Source organism: Petrimonas mucosa, assembly GCF_900095795.1.
Taxonomy (GTDB): domain Bacteria; phylum Bacteroidota; class Bacteroidia; order Bacteroidales; family Dysgonomonadaceae; genus Petrimonas; species Petrimonas mucosa.
In genome coordinates, this window is the sequence record NZ_LT608328.1 from 230,748 (window position 1) to 251,626 (window position 20,879).

Sequence of the window (20,879 nt, forward strand, 5' to 3'; positions counted from 1 at the left end):
GAACACCCAATTGCTATTTTTTACCATGGATGAAAAGACGATTACCTTCAATGACATCCCTGAGGCAATGAACTACCTCATCACAAAGATGAACGACCTGGAGGAGATGATCAGAACTTCTGCCTTCCAACAACCTGATCAGAATGACTGGTTCAACCTTGAGGAGCTCTGCGATTACCTCCCCGACCGGCCGGCAAAACAAACAGTCTATAGCTGGGTCAACCAAAAGAAGATCCCCTACCATAAGAAGGGGAAGAAACTCCAGTTCCTGAAATGTGAGATCGATGAGTGGCTGCATACTGATGAACTGCAGCAGGAAATTATCGCGAATCCCGTTTTACAAACCAACAAAAAAAGAAGAAGATCATGAAAAAAGAAAAACATTACGCCATTCTTTATGAGTGGGCCGACTGGGTGGATTCTCAGGATGTGATGCAGAAATTCCACATCTCTGTCCGTACGTTGCAGAGCTGGCGGACCAATAAGGTTTTGCCCTACTCTTGCATCCGCGGAAAGATCTACTATCGGAAGTCTGACATTCTTCTCATCCTCCAGAAAAATTACAATGGCACAAGGAAGTCATTGTTACCGGAGTTCAATGATTGCAATGTAGAATTTCGATGATTCAACATCTTTAGCATGAAAGCGAACGCTCTTTCTGCCGATGAAATGAAAAGTCAGTCGGTAGATATCCTGGATGTCGATATCGAACAATTCAGGATCAACAACTTTGTGAAGCTGTTGGGGGATGATCTGAACGACAACCTCCAACAGCTTAAAGCTTCCAAACCTGCCGATCTGCTTGAGGTGAAAACCGCAAACAAGTGGATCGAACAGGCTTCCCGGCGACCTATTCCCCGAATGCTCTTTAGTGAGTTCTGGTTCGAACAGGAGCTCTGCATCCTCTTTGCCGATACCAACGTGGGGAAGACGATCCTGGCGGTACAAATCGCCGACAGCATATCCCGGGGACAATCCATTCCGGGATTTAAGCTGGAAACAAAAGCGCAGAAAGTTATTTATTGCGACTTTGAACTCAACGACAAACAATTCCAGAGCCGGTACTCCCGCAACTACGAAGATCCTTATCTGTTCAGCGACAACTTTCTCAGGGTGGAGATTAATCCGGACGCTGATTTTCCCGAGGATGCCTCTTTTGAGTTTGCCCTCAGCAACGCGATCGAGAGGGTGATTACCGACACCGGTGCCAAGATCGTGATCATCGACAACATCACCTACCTCCGCCACGAGAACGAGCGGGCAAAGGATGCGCTGCCGCTGATGAAGCACCTGAAACGTCTCAAAAACAAGTACAACCTATCCCTGCTGGTCTTGGCGCACACGCCCAAGCGTGATCTTACAAAGCCGCTCACGCGGAACGACCTTCAGGGGAGTAAGGTGCTGATGAACTTCTGCGACAGCAGCTTCGCGATAGGAGAGAGCTCTTCCGATAGTTCTTTCCGTTACATCAAGATGATCAAGGTCCGCTCAACCGAACACATTTATGACAGCTACAACATCATGGTCTGCCAAATTACAAAGCCGGACAATTTCCTTCACTTCAACTTCTTGCATCTCGACAGTGAGTATAAGCATCTCAAAATGGTGACGGAACGCGACAGGGAGATCCTGGAGGAGGAGGTTCGCGGATGCATTTTGGAAGAACCCTCTATTTCCGCTTACGCAATCGCCAAGCGTCTCTGCCCTGAGGAGAAAAAATTCAGCAGCTTCAAGATCAAAATCCTGCGCATCTATAAGAAGATCATCCAGGACGTCAATCTCTGCGATGAAGTAGATTCCAATCAACAGGATCCTTTCAATCCCGAAGATTTTGATCGGTTAAATGGAGATGAATAATTCCCTTCGTGTACCAATCCGTAAAAGTTTCCACTAGCATGACCCTGTCAATCCTAAACTCAAGATTCTGATTGGTAACATTGTTGGTAACACTGGTAACACTGGTAACACTGGTAACCCTCCTATATATATGTTTCTTTGTTACCAATCTATATAACTATAAGAATATCAGAGTTTAGACTCTATTTTATTGGTAACACCCTGTTACCTTTCACTCTTGAAATCCTTTATGATGTACAAGCCCCCCTATCTCCAGAAGTATGCCGGCAAGTCTACCCGCTTCACCTGCCCGGGCTGCAAGACTCCCCACAGCTTCACTCGATACCTCGATGGGAAGACCCATCAACCCATCCACCCCACCGTCGGCCGCTGCAACCGCGAAATCAAGTGTGGCTATCACTACACCCCCCGGCAATACTTCACAGATATCAAACGCCAGGAAACCCATGCCCCAACCACAAATCAATTCGACCCCTGGTACCCGGATCTCCATTCTCCCTCAACTCAACATGCCACTTCTGAATCCATGATATCACCTTCAAATTTTCCTCAACACGGTAAACCTTTGGCCAGGGGTTCCAATCACCTTACTCCACAATTCATAAGCCAACCAACCGCTCCTCAACCTTTACACCATTACCCGGATCCCGGTGCACTCTTTCTTGCACCTCAACCCTCCCAACCCAAAACTCCTGATTATATTCCTCGCAAATACCTGAAACGCTCCCTCTCCTACAACTCTAACTTTGTCCGGTTCCTCCGCAAATATTTTTCCGATCTTCAGATTGCCGAGGCAGCCAACAACTACCTGCTGGGTGCCACGACAAATAAGGAAGTGATATTCTGGCAGGTCGATATCCATGGGAAAGTCCGTACCGGTAAGATCATGAAGTACAACCCGCAGTCCGGCCGACGAGTAAAAAATGGATATGGTGGCATCAACTGGGTCCACCACAAGCTGAAGAAATCCAACCCCTCATTCTCCGACTTTAACCTCTCTCAGTGCTACTTTGGCGAACACCTCCTCCGTCTCTATCCCAAGAAACCGGTAGCAATCGTTGAGGCAGAGAAAACCGCGGTGATCGCAAGCATGATCTACCACGATTATAATTGGCTTGCAGCCGGAAACCTCAACGGCCTCAACGTCGAAAAATCAATAGTCCTCCGCAACAAAACCGTCATCCTCTATCCCGATGCCGGCTGCTACGACCGATGGCTCCGGAAAGCAGAACAGATCAACCGCGAGCTCCCCCTCCACCTCACTGTCTCTGCCTTCCTGGAGCATTTCGCAACCCCCAAGCAAACCCACCACGGCTACGACCTTGCCGACTACATCATTTAAAAAATAAACGGTAAATTGTATGGTGCGTAGGGCATCAGAAAGCACTTTCCTGTCAAACCGCTAAGTAGCCGAAGCGCAGGTTTGACAGCTACAATTTGACTAACCGTCGAAGCTGCGCTTCGGCGGAGTTGAAGAAAGCGCAAAAGATTCAAATATAGCATATCCGCCCTATGCACTATACAAAATGTTAGCGTTTCGTACTTTTATTTTTCAGTCATAGTTTACCATTTCTTTGCATTGAATCCAAGGTTCAATTGTAACATAATTGGGAAAAATCCACTGTTACCTTTTGTGTCGAAATAATAAACAGGTCCCATATCAAAAAGTAGGTGCATCTTTCCATAAGCTCTTTGTATTCCCCAAGTTGGTCCAAAGTCGAAACTTATATCGTCAATTCGGTAAATATTTTTTGATTCAATTTCTTTGAAGTTGGTTAAGAGTCTTAATCCCCAATAATTTCCTGAATTATAATTTAAATTTTTCCCTTTTGATTGTCTTTTAGTCCGATTGTAAATCTTTTTGTATGACAAGTCCAAAAACGGCGAAATATAATATGTTACTCCACTTACCAAATAATCATACTCAAGGTGCATATAACTACCATGAATTCCAATTCCTGGATTTATTGCAATAGTCGATTTATTTGAAATCGGCATCTCAAATTCTAGTCCAGGGTTTAAGGCATTTATTCTAAATACTTTACTCAAATCGTTGGTTACTTCCTGTCCAAAGCTTGTCAAACTAATCGTTAAAGTGATTAGTAAAAATAGTTTTCTCATTTCTTGCTTTTGTTTAAATATAAATGTTAAAAATTAAAGTTTTATTTGTCTAATTGCTCGGTCTTTTGGTATGAACGCTAACATCTGTGTATACGCCATACTATTGCATATACATTTCATATATGCTACCTTTTTGTTTTTATAATATTCATATTATAAATACTTTATGGAGACTGTCTGTTTTTGTGTAATTGCACATACAGAAATTTTCCCTGAGCTGATTCTTCATAGGTTATGCCTTCTCTTCAATATTAACCTAGGTGAGAATGACCACTACTCGTTTAGTTCTCAACGGGATTTCAATGATATGAGTTAACTTTCCACCATTTCTAACTATTGGCAATTGATTCGAGCAACGAATTTACGAAAACATTTCTGCTTTACCTATCAATTCTTTGATCCAATTTGTGCTATTTCTCTCGATTTTCCTTTGAAGTTTCTTTCATCGCCTGGAAGAACAAGTCTGTCCTCCTATCATGACTAATCGTTCCTTCTTCCAGATCCATCAACTCGATGGCTCTCTGATACGCTTCATCGCTTACTCCTACGTGAAATCGCAATTGATCTTCTCCCTCACCACTTTCCAGTACGACATGGTGTGAATTTTTCTCTTCTTGCATCAATTCTGATTTATTTCCAGGTTATGATTCTCAATAAACAAATATAGACAAAGAACAATTAAAAATTTGACAACCTTTGTCATTAGGAAAATAAACCTCTGATAAAACCATCAGTTCTTTTCATTTCTCATTCACGCAAATCAGTTTTTTCAATATAATCCTTCTCATCCTCAATATTTTCTTTTATTTTTGCATTGTTACATCATTGTATTATTGATCTCTTGTCTTTGGCTCCTTTGCCAATTTTGAATTCAATGCTTTTGAAGGATAATTGCGAATGCTGAAAATGTCCTTTTGCTATGGATTATGTTTGCCTGGATACCTCCATTGAACAACTATCTGAGATTGAGGGTTTGAGTAATAGGACATTTAATATTTGCAAATACAACAACCTCAACAATCTCTTCCAAATACTGGATTACTATAATTCACATGGCCACTTTCATGACATTAGAAATTGTGGTTTACAGACCAATAATGAACTAGTGCAAATTTCAAAAAAGTATAGATCTCTCCACCATTCAAATAATGTAGTACACATTGAACTACCAGACTTGGAACCCGATTCACCTCTTGTAGAACTGCCTATTCCTGAAAAATATACTCATTTGCAAAAGATGATCTTTTCTAACTTCATCAACATTAAAATTAGTTTGGTTCTATATGAAATACTGTGGGTAGTCAAATTTGAGTTTGCCACAGGTAAAGTAAATCATGTTAATAAAATTCCGGGAGTTTCTATAACCCCTTGCTCTTTTTTTAGCCAATTGAATTTTTGAGTTTATTCCTTCGAGTATGCCATTTGAGATTTTACTCTTTATATATCTCACAATGCCTCTCCAGTGGGCTTTAATGGTATTTACCAATCGGATAAAAGGTTGTATTTTAGATTCCATGGCAAAGTCACACCAAAAGGCCAAATAGCTTTCTGCTTCTTCCGTGTCCTTTATCTGCCAAAAGTCCTCAAACATTTCTTTAAGCCAATATCCCTGCCCTAGCTTTGGATACATCTCGAGTAGTATATCCTTCTCTGTTTGTAGTTTGTCGCTCAATTTCTTTTTCAGAAAAGTATACTTATGTCCTTTCAGCAGCTCATTTCCTGTTCGTTCTAATTTACGGAGTTCATCCATCGCCTTATTGACCTCTTTTACCACGTGAAACTTATCAAATGTTATTTGACTCTCTGGAAGATACGCTGTGCAACCCGCGATAAAAGAGGGTGACATATCTATACAAACATCTTCGATTTGAGTGGTATCTACATGTTTGCTTTCTAAATACTTTACGCTCTCTTCGATACAATCAGAACCTTTGCCCTGACAGGCGTAAAGTACACGCCGTTCGTTCAAATCGACCAAATGTGTGATGTAGTTATGCCCCTTCTTCTGTGAAGTTTCATCAAAACCGATTTGAGTTAAGTTTTCAGGGATATCTTTTTTATGTGCACGTTCTACCCAATAATTGAAAATTCCCCAGATACGTTGTGCGTAAACCTTTAACGTGGAAGCAACGCTGCTTACAGGCATTTCTTTCTCTATCAGCAACATAGAGAACGCTTCAAACAATAAAGTGAAACCACTTCCTTTTCGTGCCCAAGGTACACTTTGAACCTCCGTCTTGCCGTCAGATTGTTTTACCCGGGGTATGCGCGCATGCAAATAGCAGCGATACTGGAAAAAATTCAGATGTTGCCATGTATGATCGCTACTGTCATAAGCTGTATAATAAGCTCCGTCGGGCATTAAAAACTTTGAGCCTCGCTCAAAGTCTATGTGGATATCCAACTGTGATATGCTTGGATCAATATCTATTTTGGTAATGATCCACGGTTTTTCCAAACCTAATGCTAAAGTGAAAAGTGCTATTGAATTCATTCCACAAAGTTAATTCAATTTTAATTTACCCATACAATATCATATAGAACCATTAGTTTACTCTCTGTACATCTAAAAAATGTACTTAGAAAGTATCTTTGCGATGATTATTCTTTCGATACATTTGAAAATTTGATTCTCTTAAATCCAGAAGATAAATTGAGAAATATCAATGGAATAGGAGATAAGTCATTTGTTGAATTGAAAAAACTCATCAACAGTGTAAATGAATACATCGATACGATCACACACAGATAATCTTACAAATTCTTTTTTCTTCATGGCTGATATAGTTGCAAAGTTAAAGCACCTGGCACATGATATTTATGACCCCCCCCGGCAAAAACAGCTAATCCTATAAAGACCGTTCTATATATTCCAAGACTACTACAAGTTCCAATATCCTAACACCAATGTTCCCTGGCTGTTTTTGCCTTACCGGTAGTGAAATCCATGTACCAACTTATGTTCCTTGCAACATCCCCCTTCACACCGCATCTCAACGGTTTCCCAATCATCAACCGGTCTCCCCGTTTCCCATCCGAAGCCGATTTTTCTCCGCCCCATCTCTCTCACCGCCCCACAAAGTCCAACCTGAACAGGAAATAAGGTGTTCGTCAATCGCTCACTTAGTTCACAAAACATGTGTGCAAGGGCAAGCAAGTGGCTTGAAAAAAATCTCCACCTTTTGGAGATCCGCCTGCGGCTCCTCTCTTTCAAAAGGTAGTATTTTTTTCGCCACCCTTGCACACACCGCATCCACACTTAGCTCTTGCGCTCCAATTCACTTCGCTACCGTTCCCCTCAACTACAATGTAATTGGCATCTACAACCCAACAGCGTTCCCAATCACGGCCAGTCTAAGATCGCTTCGTTTGGTGCTCATCGCTGCGTGGCTGCTTGTTTTGTTGCACAACGCTCGCTCAATCCTCACGCGTGGCTACTCTTGCCCCCTCAAACCCCAATAAGGTATTCGCTTCGCTCATGTATTTGTTAAAGGGGGCAACCGCCACTCAGTGTTTCTGCTCGCCTGCGGGTCGCTCGTGCTGATCGGGGTGTCACACTTTTTGTAAATATATCGTCCCGCCACATCACCGCTGTCCCTTTCTAATCCCGTCGCTTTGCCATGTTCATTCCACTCGCTCCCTCACCGCCCGACCCTCATGCTTCGGGTCGGACCGGTTCCTCCTCTCGTTCCATTCACATCGCTTCGCTCACCCCAATGGTGCACCTCCCGCTTTTCTGCCATGCTCGCTTCGGCTCTCTCTCTCTCTGTCGGCAGCCGACCCTCATGCTTCGGGTCGGACTGCCTCCGGTTTTCGCTACGCTCTCACCGCAACGCTCCCCGCGATTACAACCGCCGCTATTGCCGTGTCTGTTCCGTTCACTCCACCGCTTGCCGACCTTCATGCTTCAGGTCGGACAAGCGCCTGCGTTCTCTGCACAAACACCGCATCGCTCTGTTAGCGTTCATTCCGCAAATCAGGTGTATGTCTCACTCATGCTTCGTTTCAACAATCACCTGGTTTGCTCCATTCACTCCCGATACCCTTTCTGTGTTCATTCCTCGCTCTCTCAGTCGTTATGCTCGCTCATGCTTCGCTCATCAACTCCTTCGTTCGCTCAATTCGCACAGCTCAGCTGTTCAATGGCAAATGCTTCGTTCCGTTCGTCAGGTAAAATTTGAGGTTGCCAAATCATGATACCTCTGCCGCTTACCTTCCTCACCCACTTCGCAATTGCCAGGACCGGATTCCGTAGCACAAAAAATCCGCCACCCCTGCTGGGGCAGTAGGCGTCAGGCGCCCTCATGCTTCGGGCTCCTTCCTGCCACCACATTCGCTCCACTCGCAACGGCTCGCGCCGGGTCACTCCGCAAGCAAAAACAGGTCGCTGCGCTCCCCGGTTTTTCCTTTGCTCCGTTCCTGCTCAAGGCTGCATAACCTATTAATTTCAGATTTTAATCCGTTGAGAAAATCAACAACAAATAATTTCATTGTATCAGAAAATATAATTAAACTTGCAATTACAGTATTTCATATAGAACCATCTTCTTGTTCGATACCCTTATATTTCCTTTTAACTCATTCCATTAGTTTATAGGAATGAACACGTCTGTAGTCACCAACAAAAATGCGTTGTGTGTTGTTTATAGTTGAAACAACGTAGAAATCAAGAAAATGAAAGGATTCATCATTTTACTCCTGCTTATGGGTATTTTCCAAACAATACTGCCTCAATCACTGAAAACAGTTTCTTATCAAGATGGAACCCAGAAATTAAATGGACTGGTCACCTCAAATGCCGGCAAGCAGTTGCCAGGCGTTCTTATTCTTCCCGCCTGGAAGGGTGCGGACAATGAAGCGCGCATGGCCGCGTTGAATCTTGAGAAAGAAGGATACATTGCTTTCATAGCCGATATCTATGGCGAAGGAAACATACCTTCGGATAATGAAGCAGCTGCAAAACTTTCCGGCACATACAAGAATGACTACAATGCATATCAATACAGGATATCACTGGCTTTGGAGCAGTTGAAAGCACAAGGCGCGAAAGCAGATAAAATAGCGGTGATCGGTTACTGCTTTGGCGGGACAGGAGCTCTGGAAGCTGCACGGGCAGGATTCAACGTGCAGGGAGTGGTTTCCATACACGGCGGATTGAGTAAAGATGCAAGCCGGCCAAACAAGCCCATACAAACGAAAGTGTTGGTGGAGCACCCGGCAGAAGATAAGAGCGTATCGCGGGAGGATCTCGACAATCTGGTAAAAGAATTGAATGAAGGCAATGCCGACTGGCAAATCATCACCTATGCCCACTCCGGCCATACCTTCACAAATCCCGAGTCTCCAGAGTACAACGACGTGATGGCAATGAGAGCATGGAATCATACACTGTTGTTTCTGGAAGAGGTATTGAATTAGTTCACTTGTTTTTATTATAATTTGAATTACCTTGCCCATATTTATTTTTCGGACAGCTGTCGTCAGGTAGCCGTCGGCAATTTCATCGGAGATTTTGTCAAAGGTCGGAGATACAAGGCATATCCTTCGGGTATCAGAAAAGGAATCCTGTTGCACAGGCAAATCGATCATTTTACCGACAACCATCCTGCATTCAAGGAGACGGTGGAGCTACTCCGGCCATCATTCGGACGCTATTCGGGAATCATGGCCGACATGTATTATGATTATCTGCTCGCTTCCGATTTTGATAGATATGGCAATGGGCGGAGCCTCGACCAATTTGCCCGAAATTTTTACTGGTCTGTTTTACTTTACTACTGGTGGCTGCCCAAAAAGGTGAAAGGGTTCATTTTCCATTTCATAAAGACCAACCGGCTGAAGAAATATGGAACCCTCGCGGGACTGCAACAATCGCTCGAAATCATGTCTGTTCACAAGAGCTCCGCAATCAACCCCACCCTTGGCATCGAGTTCCTTGCAGCCAATGAATCGCAACTGAGAAACCATTTCGATCAATTCATGATGGAGGCACTGCAAAAATTTCCCCTTCGCAGATAATTGCCTTATCAATTAATTAAAAATTCTTTTTAACAAGAATAATTGATAAAAAGTTTGTAGATTTACTTTCCAATCGTTAACTTGCAAAGAAATGGTTGTGCGACAGATGACCTTAAAATATTGCTTATTTGTAATCTCCACTTAGCAAAAACAAGCATTCAGAATTCCTTCATAGTAATATAGTATCGATGCAAATACTACACTTATCAGATACACACAACAGGCACAATCAACTGAGCAACCTGCCGGCAGCCGATCTCCTTATTCACTCGGGCGACTTTTCATGCGATGGAACAGTAGAAGAGGTGCTGGATTTTATCAGGTGGTTTGGTGCTCTTCCATATAAGTATAAGATTTTCGTTGCAGGAAATCACGATGATTGTTTGTTTGAAGCTCAAATTGATGGACTACCTGATGGATGTTATTATCTATGTAATTCAAGCATTGAAATTGAAAATATCAAATTTCATGGAATACCCATGTTCACGGCTGATCTTGTGTCGGGAAAATGTTCCAAACATGTCAGTGAAATTCCTTCTGATACAAATGTTTTAATCACACATCAACCACCCTTTGGCTTGCTTGATATCTCAGAAGGTATAAATTATGGCGATCTTGATCTGCTGTATGCCGTATTAAAAATTAGACCGGATTATCATCTTTTTGGTCATATACATGGTTCTTACGGTATTTCAGAAAATAAGCACACGCAGTTTTCGAATGCCTCTCTCGTTGATATGCATTACAAATTAGTAAATCAGCCTTTTGGTTTTGCATATTAGTTCAAGATGAAATGAGTTTTCACCGATAAATAAAAACATTCCAGTTTCATGGCCATTAAATCGGGTAAAGAGAGATAGCCATCGCAATAAAGAGAATGCATCATGTAACAGACCTGAATGTTCCATGCTACAAAGTCATTTGGGAATTTCAATATCCATTGTATCCTGATCTTCATAATCGATGAATCCCTCTAAATCAAAGTCATCGATGAGAATTTGTTTTTCGTCAATCAATTTCTTCAAGGATGTTCTGATTGATAACTTTTTGTCGTATGATTCACTCATTAGAATGGTTAAGCGATCGTTTATCAATACAAAATGATCAAAGAAATAATCGTTAAAGACAAAGTCCTGGTTTAATTTATTGCACCGTACAGTTGCAGTATGAAAGACTTTCTCACGTCCTTCAAAACGACCATTACAAATTATTTTCTCCAATTTTGATACAGGGTAATTTGTGAAATCAAACTTAACTTTTTTCATCATCTTCAGTGTTATCTTTATTATATCATGATTCAAAGTAAAGCGCAGGGTATGCCATATAACGGCACCGGATTATTTTATTTATAACTTAAAAATCTCATTTAAAATTCCCAACTCAAGTTAATAGTTTTCAAAGCGGAATTTCTCTTTTTTTTCCACTGTTGTCCGATAAAAACTTTTTAGAAAAAGTACGCGGGCAAATTTGAGTTTTGCCCGTCGTACTAATAATTGTAGCTTTGTATTCATCACAAAACAAGTCTACAATCACTGTTGTCCGATAAAAACTTTTTAGAAAAAGTACGCGGGCAAATTTGAGTTTTGCCCGTCGTACTAATAATTGTAGCTTTGTATTCATCACAAAACAAGTCTACAATGAACAAAAGTACTTATTTTTTTGGACAATCGGTATTCGGACAGCTCATATCTATGGTAGATACAAGGATTATCGCCCGAAACAGCAAACGGTACAAGGCCGATCATTACGTGAAACGTTTCACGGCTAAGGATCACCTTATAAGCATGTTGTTTTGCGTCTTCGCCAAATGCTCCTCCCTGCGCGAGGTGGCGGGTGCAATGCTCGGTCTTTCAGGCAAGACCAGGCATTTCCAGCTCGGCCACATACCCTACCGGAGCACCTTGTCGGACGCCAACAAGCGCAGGAGCGTTGATTTCTTCTCGGGCGTGTACCACGACCTGCTTCGCGAGTACCAACACGTGATCTCGGACACCCGCTTTAAAGATGTGTTGAACAAGCAGGTCGAGATCTTCGACAGCACGGTTATCAGTTTGTTCCAGGACATCTTGAAGTGCGTCGGCAGAACACCCTCGAACGGTAAACGCAAAGGGGGGATCAAGGTGCACACCGTTATCAATGTCGACGAGCCCGTTCCCAAGATGATATGGTTCTCATCCGCTGCCACGAACGATCACCTGCTGTTGAGGAAACTGGAACCGGATGACAACACTATTTACGTCTTCGACAAGGGATACAACGATTATAAAGCCTTCAAGCTGTTTTGTGAAAAGGGAGCCGGATTCGTTACCCGCATCAAGGAGAACGCCGTTTACAAGGTGGAGCAAGAACTTTACATCGATGAATGCATCCACAGCGGCGTGCTGGAAGACACTATCATCGAGGTGACCGTGAAGGAAGATGATGGCGGGAGCAAGCTGAAGTTGCGCAAGGTGGTGTTCTACGACAGGGTGTTGAAAAGGAAGTTCGAGTTCCTCACCAACCTGTTCGAGATGCGGCCCGACATGATAGCGGCCTTGTATAAAATAAGATGGCAAATAGAGCTGTTATTCAAGCAGTTAAAATCAAACTTCCCCCTGAAGTACTTCCTCGGGGATAACGAGAACGCGATAAAAATACAGGTATATTGCGCTTTGATCGTGAACCTCTTGCTCACGGTTATACAGAAGCGGTTGAAACGGCCTTGGGCATTCTCCAACCTGGTGTCATTTTGCAGGATACACCTGTTTAATTACCTGCACTTGATAAAATTTTTAGAAAACCCGGAACGAGATTGGCAACGAGATGACCAGGATTTAGAGATGCTTACCCTTTTCAGGGGGGCTTACTTTTGAAAATAGAAAAATTATAAAAAGAAACGACTGATAATAAGCCGGTTAAAAGTAACGAAGAATCAAAATCGGTTTTTATCGGACGGCAATGTTTTTTTTCGAGAGATACCGTTTTATTTTCTTTTCATCTTCACTGTTTCTTGCACGTTTAACGTGTTGATTTACTTTTTATGGTGGCGTTTTTATATATATTAACATTACCACTCTTCCAAGGCATGGCAATTCCTTGTCATAAACCCTTTTACGACACGAAAGATGGCGATGGACGATTAAGTGAAAATCCGTCATCCGGTCATCGTTGTCGTTATTCGCTGCTCAAAATCACGCCACCCCGCTTTTCGGTAATACTCCTTAGGCATTTTTACCGTGACCTGCCTGCCGGATTTCACCACTTTACCCGGCACTCGGATAAACCATTCTCGGAAGGTAGAGTGCTCTTGACGCCAAACCCAAAAGTCGCCCCGGTATCGCATGAGCACCGATAAACTGTAGGCAAATGACGAAAGTTGCCAAAGAATATCGTTTACCCAAAAATCATGCGTGATGGTTTTTCCCGCACAAAGCGAGTTTTTGGTTTGCTCGATCCAATTCTCACTCTCTGATCGGGATCCATAAAGGGTATGGAGCTGCAAGGCATCCAATCCTTTCAGGTTCGAGCAATAGCAAAAGTACTCATACTCGGGTACAAATTGTTTTTCGCCAAAATAATCGACTTCAACCATTTGCTTTATGATGCGCACGGCATAAAACATGCGGGGATTCCTCCAACCGCTACATTGATGTGTAAACTGACAGGTCGCCGTCCGTGGGCCAATCGGCTGCCAAGTCTGCCCGGCAAGTAAATCTTTCAGGTTTTTCAGCTTTACTTTCACCAAATATTCATGTTTACCGTCTTCTAACAAATTAAATAATCCACCATTGAAAAAACCGCTGTCGGCCCTGAAAAACACCTTCTCCACCTTTTGGGGAAGAGCGGCCAAGGTTTCTTTGACAAACTCACAAACTCCGTTTGAGGTGTAAGCTGAACCCGGGCGGAGCCATGAATTGACAAGCAGTTTCATCTCCGTGACAAAACATAAGATGGGGTGATAGCTTTTCGAACCCTTCTTATGCGAGTTATAACCCACCTCAGCCCCTTGTTGGTTGCCGTAAACGGTAAATGTGCTTGAGTCGCAATCAAGTGTCAAGCGGCTTAAACCGCAACGGGAAACTTGCATGCCTGTAAAACCCAACAACAGCTCGTGAAGCGAACGGGCGCCCCTTTCACCCAAACCTGTCAAATGGCGGCGTATGGTGTCCTCGTCAATGTTCTTGGGTAACTTCAACAAGCGGGCAACCAAGGCGTCAAAGGTGAAGTTTTCAATCCGCTTCAAACGGTGAACACCGCACAACGATGCCAACAGGATACTTGAGAGTATTTGGGCTGTGCTGAAACGGCTTGCATTGTGGCGGATGGTTGGAAAAAGATGTTCCAGCTTGCCATAAATACCGCAATGGTTGATAAAATCAGAGGTTACGCTTAACCCTGAATATGATGTTAATTGTTCTGAACTGAACTTTTTCTTTACTGAACAGGCAGTAAATGAGATTTTTTTACTATTTTTGTCTTGCATGTGTCGGGTGAATGTTTGTTTTTGTATAACACTTTAAAAATAAATACTTTACCTGACATATGCAACTTTTATTTGAGACTTTTAGGTATAACTTTAAAAATTTGTTTGGATCATGTGTCTTTATTTGGCATATCCATCTGATATCTTTGTAGTAAAAACATTATTATGAGAATAGCAGAATGGGAATATTGGTTAAAAGATGAGTTGAAACAGCATGATGAACAAACTGATTCCAGTACGGTATACAAATCTCCTTTGACGAAAGAAGATATTGATGATATTCATCATTTTGTTAGGGATATGAGCATTTCAATCTATTCAGGTCCGGAGGACATGGATGATAGGGCGAACAAAATTGTTGAATTGGCTACAGGACAATATCACAATAAATTTCAAGAACTATCTGACTACACACACTTTTATTTTCTCTTTGAGTTTTCTTCTGAAAAGCCCATTTTATTGGACGAACTGGCAGAAATCATGATGAAATTATTAAAGTTGGTACAAGGAGAAAATTCCGAACCAAAATACTACTTCTTTGGAGTAGAAACGTGCGGAGAAACAGCAAATGCACTTCATGTTAAAATTAATGCCGGGACATTGTAAATATAGTTTATTATAATACATTTACAAAATTGTGACCGAAAGTCATATTTTCATGGAATCATTTGTAACCATAGATCAGTTTAATCATAATGCCCTGGTCGATGCAGAGGCTTGTACTAGAATTGCGATAGATATCTTGTGAATAAAATAATTAATTATGTCAAAAGTATTTAGAATAACACCGAAACGTGTTAAACGTACAAATGGAACTCTATTGACACCAGATATGGTGATTACAGTTACAACCCTGCAACACACTAACAATCCATTTTACAATGGAGCGAAAGAAATCAAAGAAGCTTATTTGCGTCTTTTCCGCTTTGATTATCAGAGAGCCAATTGTAATAAGAATGATTTTGAAGTGGAGCAGTTAGATTAAATTTGACTTGGAGAACTGGAATAAGAACTAAAAAATAAAAAAATGACAAACACTCAGATCAAAAACTTTTTCTCTCTCGTAGCTACGAAAAAGAAACTGGTTGAACAAATCAGATATCTTTATGGTAAGGAATTAGCCGTAAATTTTAATTCCTTTGATTTTTGGAGTATTGATGAAAACAAAGTATCTGAAATAATTGCATTCTTTTTAAACCCAGATGGCTGTCATGAACAGGGAGATGCTTATTTAAGACTTTTTCTAAAGAAGTTTGACCTTGATTTCTTTAATTATTCAGAGACGGATAAAATAAGTGTTCATTGTGAAAGTTCCACAGAAAACAATAGAAGAATTGATATAGTTATTGTGAAGAATAATTATGAAAAAGCTATCGGTATTGAAAATAAGATTTATACATGGACTCAGGATCAGCATAATCAGATAAATGACTATTATGAATATTTACTAGAGAAAACAAATGGTAATTTTTGTCTAATCTATTTGAGTCCTGCGAGTAAAGAAATTTCAAATGAAAGCATTAGTAAAGAGAATAGATTTCAATATATTTCAGATCAAAGGCTAAAACAATTGACTTATGAAGATCATTTGATTGAATGTATCAGAGAATTCGGAAATATTACGCAAAACTACAGAGTTAAATCATTTTTATGTGACTTAGAAAAAAAATTAAAAAAAATGTATATGGGAGAAGAAAATGTAAATTCGAAACAAGTAATTAAAGATTTAATACTTGAAAATAAGGAAAATATAGAAATATCCTTCCTAGTGGCAAACTCACTAAAAGAAGTTAAATATAAATTGAAGGAGAAATTTAATGAGCAAATTGAAGAAATAGGTAGAGAGTTGAATATTAAAGTTGAGGGAATTTATTTGGTACCTAGTAAATGGTCTAAACACAAAATTGGTTTTAGTTTTGAACGTGGAGGAATTATTTATGGCGTGAAAAGAATCACTCCAGATATAAATAGATCGAGGCTATCGGAAATAGAAAATATTTTTCAGCAACAATTCATGGTTTCAGAATGGTGGCCCATGTATCAATTTTTCTACAGCAATATAGAGATTGATAAAGATTTTTGGATTGATGTTAGCACAGGTCGAGCAAAAGAAAGAGCAAAAGATTTTATAAAAGCTATTAACGATAAATTAAATAACGAAAATTATTGATTAATTTTCGCTGCGGTTCGTCACTTTATTATTTCCAATCATCACTCATTTTTATAAATCTCCTCCTGCTTCCTGACTATCGCAGCTATCTCCTCCCTGAACCATTCCGGTTGGAGGACTTCCACATCGTCACCGTGGGAGAGTATTTCCTGCCGGATATCGTAGGTGGGTTTGATGAAATATTCAAACAGGGTGTAATCTGCATCGGATTTAACCACTTTTTGTGAACCGTGGAGTGGGAGGGCCTTTATATAGGCAGCCTGGTAGTTGCCGACTTTAATCAACAATTTTTCAGTGGAAATATTGTTGTCTGTAATAATGCCGAAACAGTCATCGTAGTAGGATTCAAAATCGACATCTGCAGGTAGTGTGAATTTGTTTTCAGTTATCGACATGTCTCTGATACGATCCAGCGCGTATGTTTGTATTTTTTCTCTAAAGGGATTGAATGCGATCAGGTACCAACGTTGTTTGAATACTCTGATGAAATAAGGGCGTATCTCGAATGTTGCCGGATTGTCTTGCCAGAATGCCTTATAGGTGATCATCAACGAGAAATTATCCCGCATGGCTTCGATTATGGTAGTTAAGTACTCCTGTCCCCGGGGTATCTTTTCAAACAGAATCCGGTGTTTCAGCTTGTGGCTCTCATTGATCAGATTATTAATAGCAAATGTGTTTAGTAGCCAGCTTCGTACGCCTCCCATTTCCATATCTTCGGAATTCTCAATGTAGTATGAATAGCCGTTACGCTTGTCGCACTCGATGTTGATATCGAACATCTGTTCAATTGCTTTCCGGTGGTTATGAAATGTGCGCAGCGGTAAATCGTCATATGCATAGTTCAGAGACGATCGTTGCCACTGTTCGTTGATCTCTTCGAAGGTGATGTTCTTTTTCCTGTATATCAAATCTATGAGCCATACATAACGATTAAAAAGGTTTGATGTGCTCTCTTTGCTGTTTTTTCGTTTGATTGTCATTTGGTTACTCATTTATATGGTGTAGGAAGATTACAAAACTATCCTTTTTTTTCAAAGGTATGATAATTGTATGCCAAATGATAGCATAAGATGAAAAACTTTCAATGCTTATGTCATAATTTGGCATATGCGCAATATATATTTGACCCAAATATAAAGAATATGTGCCATGCAAAAATTTAATTCACAGATTGATAAACTTACGAATACCTATTCTGAGATCACTAAAAAATATGGAACCGAAAATGGGAAATTTGGCGACTATTTCATTAGCAAGATCTATATTTGTTATAATAATTTATCTAGTCTATGTTCCTATTATGGCGATGGGAAGCTTTATGATGCTTATGAGACTGACATGTTTTTAGAAGACGATGATGAGGAAATTGATTCTGAAAAAGTACTGATGCATATCCGTTTTGATATGGAAACACAAGGTTATGTTAATTTATTGCCCGACGGACCCTGTTCTGTGTATGCTGACGTACCCGAAGTTACGGAAACATACGATGAGGTGGGTAACCGCATAGAAAATTTCGGAGACAAATTGTTTCTTAAATATGATTGTAATGGAAATTATATAGCGCGTAAATACTGGAATGAGAAAACTCGATCGTGGATCAATCAGTATTTTTTTGAAGAAAGAAGAATAAAGAAGATGATGATGGCAGATGATGACAATAATCTGATCTTGTTGTTGCTGTCTAAATATTTTGATGGGAACGAGACTGAAAGATTTATTTTCGATGCAGGACTTCAATTTGTCCTGAAAACAGTACAAGAGTTTGATGAAGATAACAACCGCCTTTCTTCGGTTCATTATTTACCCGATGGCAGCATGGCCTGGCGTACTTCACAGTGTCGAACATTCGTGCGAGAAAAAGTGTTTGAAACAAATTTTATTTTCGATAAGAATGATAAGCTTGTTCACAAAGATTTGGAAATTATTGATGACAAACTTGGATCCATTACCCTCTCTTTATTGCATTCCAGCTATCTGGACCGGTGGAATGAGGGTTTGGATAACGATGAACCATTGTTACTTGGAGACATGGTGAATCTTGCCTGTTTTGGTGAAGAAAAAAGTAGGTGGATTGATCCTTACCCGGAGTATGGATGATAATCTGCATCGACACACATATTCCATTAATTAGCAGATGGTAAATTAATTTGAATAACTTTTGATGTATTTGTAGAAAATTGGGACTCACAATTGTAAGCTTTCCCTTTTTGTAAGCTACCCCTTTTTAGGACAGTCTTTGATTAGACTGCTAAATTAGTTTATGTATAAAATGTTATGATGTCGGACAGATTCTTGATAAGCCACTCCCAATACGAGGCGAAATAATGTTCAAACGAATAATACTGAAAAAAAGGTAATCTACATATCTCCATCTTATAAAGCATATTTGATTACAAATATTTTCTAACTCGATCAATGAAGCCACCGCAAAGATACGGTGGCTTCCGCTGTAATCTTACAAGGTCAAGCCCTCCGGGTTTCCGATGAAATCTCCAATTCCGCCTCCGCTCCGCTCCTTCGGAAATCGTATTTCACCGGAAAACCTTGCCGATTACAAAGCCACCCTTTGCTGATCGCTATGGTTTCATTTATTCCTTCGATCTATTTCTGTTCGCACTTATTCTAATGATCGACGATTAATTAGAATTAAAAGATTCTGATCCTATATTTTTCACTTCCATTGAAGTTCCATTTTTTTCGCTCCAAATTATTAGAGTATTGTTAGATTTCACCCTTTCTCTCCCCTGCAATCCAATGCTTTTACAAGCATAAAAGCGTAATCCTCACCTGTTTAATTGTGCCTTGATTTCACTTTGTATTTTTATTTCCGGAGATGGCCTGATAGGTATCTGCCCTGGAGCCTGGTTGATTCCGGCCGGCATCAGTTTACGATTCCGTAAACCCTAAATTTCTGAATCACCCTACTACCAGGTCCGTACCAACTCCGTACCATCTCTTAGTAAACCATATGTTTAACATTTTAATTTTTATCTATCATGGGTACAATTAAGCAAGGTATTTTAGGCGGGTTCTCCGGCAAGGTGGGGAACATAGTCGGAGCCTCCTGGAGAGGCATCGATTACATCAGAAGCATGCCTGCCAGCGTGCACAACCCGCGTACCGAGGCGCAGATGACGCAGCGGAACAGGTTCTCTCTCGTGGCCAAGATGTTGAAGGCCTTCATCCCGATCATCCGGGTGGGCTTCGCAGGAAGCGTCGGTACGGGCAAGAGTGCCTTCAGCGTGGCGATGTCCTACAACGTCAGAAACGCGGTGATCGACCTCTATCCCGACTTCGAGATCAACTTCCCGTTGGTGAAGTTGACTTCTGGTGAGCTCTATGGTGCCGGCAATGCGTCCGCGACAAGCTCTGGGGGGAGTCTCGACTTCGTGTGGGACTCCGATCTGCTCAACAACGCGGCAGCCACCGACAAGGTGATCCTGATGGCATTCAACCCGATCACCGGTGATGCATCCTACAACATGGATGCGGCTACCAGGGCCGACGGCAGTGGTTCTCTGGCTGTGCCCCCCACTTGGGATGGCGAGCTGGTGGATACCTATCTGGCGCTCACTTCGGCGGATGGCAAGCTGGTCTCTAACTCGATCCACACGGGCCGGGTTGAGGTTTCGATGATTTGATCTTTGTTCGGAGCCGCCCCACGGGCGGCTCCGTTTCTCCCTCTACGTGTTTCCGCGCTCTGGAGAATCTAATTAATTGCAATGATGGTTATGTTGATGGAAATACTTCCGGTGAACGGCGAATGGCTGGTCACCATGAGTTCTTTCCTGGGCGGTGGCGCCCTGGGGGGATGGATCTCTGCGGTGGTGAATCGCAAGGAGAACAAACGAATCAAGCAAAGCGAAGCTTTCCAATCGGAGGCTTCCGCCAAACGGGAGGATGCCCTGGCTGCGACGGAGATGATGGGTCTCCTGGAACGTACGGTGGCCCATATGGAGAAGATGAACTCCTACAACAAGTCCAACTCCGAAGAACTGCTGAGACTCCTGAGGGAGAAGGAGGGCATCAACGAGAAGCTGAAGAAGGATCTCGCCTTGCTTCAATTGCAGATAACCGAAGATCACCGGCGTATCACCGGTCTCGAGAAAACGGTGGAGCGGGAGATCCGCTGGCGCAAGGATGGGGATGATCACTACTGCTTAGTGGTCGATTGCCCAAACCGTTTACCACCTCGTGGTACTTTCAAACGGGTTGAGGAACAACAATAAGCCCACTAACTAAATT

23 protein-coding genes are annotated in these 20,879 nt (G+C 41.6%); 16 read left to right on the top strand and 7 right to left on the bottom strand.

The window, feature by feature from the left end; all coding sequences use genetic code 11:
* The first annotated feature begins 25 nt into the window (after positions 1 to 25).
* The 4 genes from ING2E5A_RS00985 (at position 26) to ING2E5A_RS01005 (ending at position 3,199) form a co-directional block, all read left to right on the top strand.
* Positions 26 to 370 carry a helix-turn-helix domain-containing protein gene (locus tag ING2E5A_RS00985; RefSeq protein WP_071135799.1) on the top strand — a complete coding sequence of 115 codons (345 nt, stop codon included), beginning with the start codon at positions 26 to 28 and terminating at the stop codon, positions 368 to 370.
* Positions 367 to 624 (top strand): helix-turn-helix domain-containing protein, encoded by a 258-nt coding sequence (locus tag ING2E5A_RS00990; protein WP_024994747.1) that lies wholly within the window; start codon positions 367 to 369, stop codon positions 622 to 624. Before ING2E5A_RS00985 ends, ING2E5A_RS00990 begins: the two co-directional genes overlap by 4 nt.
* Positions 625 to 639: 15 nt before the next feature.
* Complete coding sequence (locus ING2E5A_RS00995) at positions 640 to 1,857, top strand: AAA family ATPase (RefSeq protein WP_071135800.1); 1,218 nt, start codon at positions 640 to 642, stop codon at positions 1,855 to 1,857.
* Positions 1,858 to 2,086: 229 nt separating this feature from the next.
* Positions 2,087 to 3,199 (top strand): DUF6371 domain-containing protein, encoded by a 1,113-nt coding sequence (locus ING2E5A_RS01005; protein ID WP_154669996.1) that lies wholly within the window; start codon positions 2,087 to 2,089, stop codon positions 3,197 to 3,199.
* A 221-nt stretch (positions 3,200 to 3,420) separates the two neighbouring features.
* On the opposite strand, the gene ING2E5A_RS01010 is transcribed toward ING2E5A_RS01005, so the two are convergent.
* Positions 3,421 to 3,978: a hypothetical protein gene (locus tag ING2E5A_RS01010; RefSeq protein ID WP_071135803.1), complete on the bottom strand. Its 558-nt coding sequence runs from the start codon at positions 3,976 to 3,978 to the stop codon at positions 3,421 to 3,423.
* A 476-nt stretch (positions 3,979 to 4,454) separates the two neighbouring features.
* On the opposite strand from ING2E5A_RS01010, the gene ING2E5A_RS15815 reads away from it, so the two are divergent.
* Positions 4,455 to 4,580: a hypothetical protein gene (locus tag ING2E5A_RS15815; RefSeq protein WP_262502191.1), complete on the top strand. Its 126-nt coding sequence runs from the start codon at positions 4,455 to 4,457 to the stop codon at positions 4,578 to 4,580.
* 677 nt (positions 4,581 to 5,257) lie between these two features.
* Here ING2E5A_RS15815 and ING2E5A_RS01020 read toward each other — a convergent pair.
* Positions 5,258 to 6,472, bottom strand: coding sequence for an ISL3 family transposase (locus tag ING2E5A_RS01020; RefSeq protein ID WP_071135804.1), 1,215 nt, complete (start codon positions 6,470 to 6,472; stop codon positions 5,258 to 5,260).
* Between the two features lie 465 nt (positions 6,473 to 6,937).
* Between ING2E5A_RS01020 and ING2E5A_RS15160 the strand changes: the two genes are divergently transcribed.
* Entirely contained in the window at positions 6,938 to 7,081 is a 144-nt protein-coding gene (locus ING2E5A_RS15160; protein ID WP_154669997.1) for a hypothetical protein, read from the top strand.
* Positions 7,082 to 7,672: 591 nt separating this feature from the next.
* On the opposite strand, the gene ING2E5A_RS15165 is transcribed toward ING2E5A_RS15160, so the two are convergent.
* The gene (locus ING2E5A_RS15165; protein WP_154669998.1) at positions 7,673 to 7,882 is read right to left on the bottom strand and encodes a hypothetical protein; all 210 of its coding nucleotides are present in this window, start codon (positions 7,880 to 7,882) and stop codon (positions 7,673 to 7,675) included.
* A 770-nt stretch (positions 7,883 to 8,652) separates the two neighbouring features.
* Between ING2E5A_RS15165 and ING2E5A_RS01030 the strand changes: the two genes are divergently transcribed.
* The 3 genes from ING2E5A_RS01030 to ING2E5A_RS01040 all read left to right on the top strand — a co-directional run bounded on the left by ING2E5A_RS01030 (position 8,653) and on the right by ING2E5A_RS01040 (position 10,778).
* A complete protein-coding gene (locus ING2E5A_RS01030; RefSeq protein WP_071135806.1) occupies positions 8,653 to 9,396 on the top strand; it encodes a dienelactone hydrolase family protein in 744 nt (247 codons plus the stop codon).
* Positions 9,397 to 9,417: 21 nt separating this feature from the next.
* Entirely contained in the window at positions 9,418 to 9,996 is a 579-nt protein-coding gene (locus ING2E5A_RS01035) for an acyl carrier protein phosphodiesterase (protein ID WP_071135807.1), read from the top strand.
* Between the two features lie 188 nt (positions 9,997 to 10,184).
* On the top strand, positions 10,185 to 10,778 hold the full coding sequence (locus tag ING2E5A_RS01040) for a metallophosphatase domain-containing protein (protein WP_071135808.1): 594 nt from the start codon (positions 10,185 to 10,187) through the stop codon (positions 10,776 to 10,778).
* A 135-nt stretch (positions 10,779 to 10,913) separates the two neighbouring features.
* Here ING2E5A_RS01040 and ING2E5A_RS01045 read toward each other — a convergent pair whose 3' ends face one another.
* Positions 10,914 to 11,264, bottom strand: coding sequence for a hypothetical protein (locus ING2E5A_RS01045; protein WP_071135809.1), 351 nt, complete (start codon positions 11,262 to 11,264; stop codon positions 10,914 to 10,916).
* A gap of 127 nt (positions 11,265 to 11,391) precedes the next feature.
* A complete protein-coding gene (locus ING2E5A_RS15440; RefSeq protein ID WP_161941917.1) occupies positions 11,392 to 11,616 on the bottom strand; it encodes a hypothetical protein in 225 nt (74 codons plus the stop codon).
* A gap of 17 nt (positions 11,617 to 11,633) precedes the next feature.
* On the opposite strand from ING2E5A_RS15440, the gene ING2E5A_RS01050 reads away from it, so the two are divergent.
* A complete protein-coding gene (locus tag ING2E5A_RS01050; protein ID WP_071135810.1) occupies positions 11,634 to 12,848 on the top strand; it encodes an IS4 family transposase in 1,215 nt (404 codons plus the stop codon).
* 281 nt (positions 12,849 to 13,129) lie between these two features.
* Here ING2E5A_RS01050 and ING2E5A_RS01055 read toward each other — a convergent pair whose 3' ends face one another.
* On the bottom strand, positions 13,130 to 14,458 hold the full coding sequence (locus tag ING2E5A_RS01055) for an IS1380 family transposase (RefSeq protein ID WP_071135811.1): 1,329 nt from the start codon (positions 14,456 to 14,458) through the stop codon (positions 13,130 to 13,132).
* 165 nt (positions 14,459 to 14,623) lie between these two features.
* Here ING2E5A_RS01055 and ING2E5A_RS01060 point away from each other — a divergent pair, with 165 nt between their 5' ends.
* The 3 genes from ING2E5A_RS01060 to ING2E5A_RS01070 all read left to right on the top strand — a co-directional run bounded on the left by ING2E5A_RS01060 (position 14,624) and on the right by ING2E5A_RS01070 (position 16,628).
* The gene (locus ING2E5A_RS01060) at positions 14,624 to 15,064 is read left to right on the top strand and encodes a hypothetical protein (RefSeq protein WP_071135812.1); all 441 of its coding nucleotides are present in this window, start codon (positions 14,624 to 14,626) and stop codon (positions 15,062 to 15,064) included.
* Positions 15,065 to 15,221: 157 nt separating this feature from the next.
* Positions 15,222 to 15,443: a DUF6140 family protein gene (locus tag ING2E5A_RS01065; RefSeq protein WP_071135813.1), complete on the top strand. Its 222-nt coding sequence runs from the start codon at positions 15,222 to 15,224 to the stop codon at positions 15,441 to 15,443.
* A 42-nt stretch (positions 15,444 to 15,485) separates the two neighbouring features.
* Positions 15,486 to 16,628, top strand: a complete 1,143-nt coding sequence (locus tag ING2E5A_RS01070; RefSeq protein WP_071135814.1) for a PDDEXK-like family protein — start codon at positions 15,486 to 15,488, stop codon at positions 16,626 to 16,628.
* A gap of 41 nt (positions 16,629 to 16,669) precedes the next feature.
* Here the strand turns inward: ING2E5A_RS01070 and ING2E5A_RS01075 are convergent, their stop codons facing one another.
* The gene (locus ING2E5A_RS01075; protein ID WP_071135815.1) at positions 16,670 to 17,611 is read right to left on the bottom strand and encodes a helix-turn-helix transcriptional regulator; all 942 of its coding nucleotides are present in this window, start codon (positions 17,609 to 17,611) and stop codon (positions 16,670 to 16,672) included.
* A 169-nt stretch (positions 17,612 to 17,780) separates the two neighbouring features.
* On the opposite strand from ING2E5A_RS01075, the gene ING2E5A_RS01080 reads away from it, so the two are divergent.
* From ING2E5A_RS01080 to ING2E5A_RS01090, 3 genes are all read left to right on the top strand, one after another.
* Positions 17,781 to 18,731 (top strand): hypothetical protein, encoded by a 951-nt coding sequence (locus tag ING2E5A_RS01080; protein ID WP_071135816.1) that lies wholly within the window; start codon positions 17,781 to 17,783, stop codon positions 18,729 to 18,731.
* A gap of 899 nt (positions 18,732 to 19,630) precedes the next feature.
* Positions 19,631 to 20,275, top strand: coding sequence for a DUF6266 family protein (locus ING2E5A_RS01085; RefSeq protein WP_071135817.1), 645 nt, complete (start codon positions 19,631 to 19,633; stop codon positions 20,273 to 20,275).
* A 90-nt stretch (positions 20,276 to 20,365) separates the two neighbouring features.
* Positions 20,366 to 20,863, top strand: a complete 498-nt coding sequence (locus tag ING2E5A_RS01090; protein ID WP_154669999.1) for a hypothetical protein — start codon at positions 20,366 to 20,368, stop codon at positions 20,861 to 20,863.
* The last annotated feature ends 16 nt before the right edge of the window (positions 20,864 to 20,879 follow it).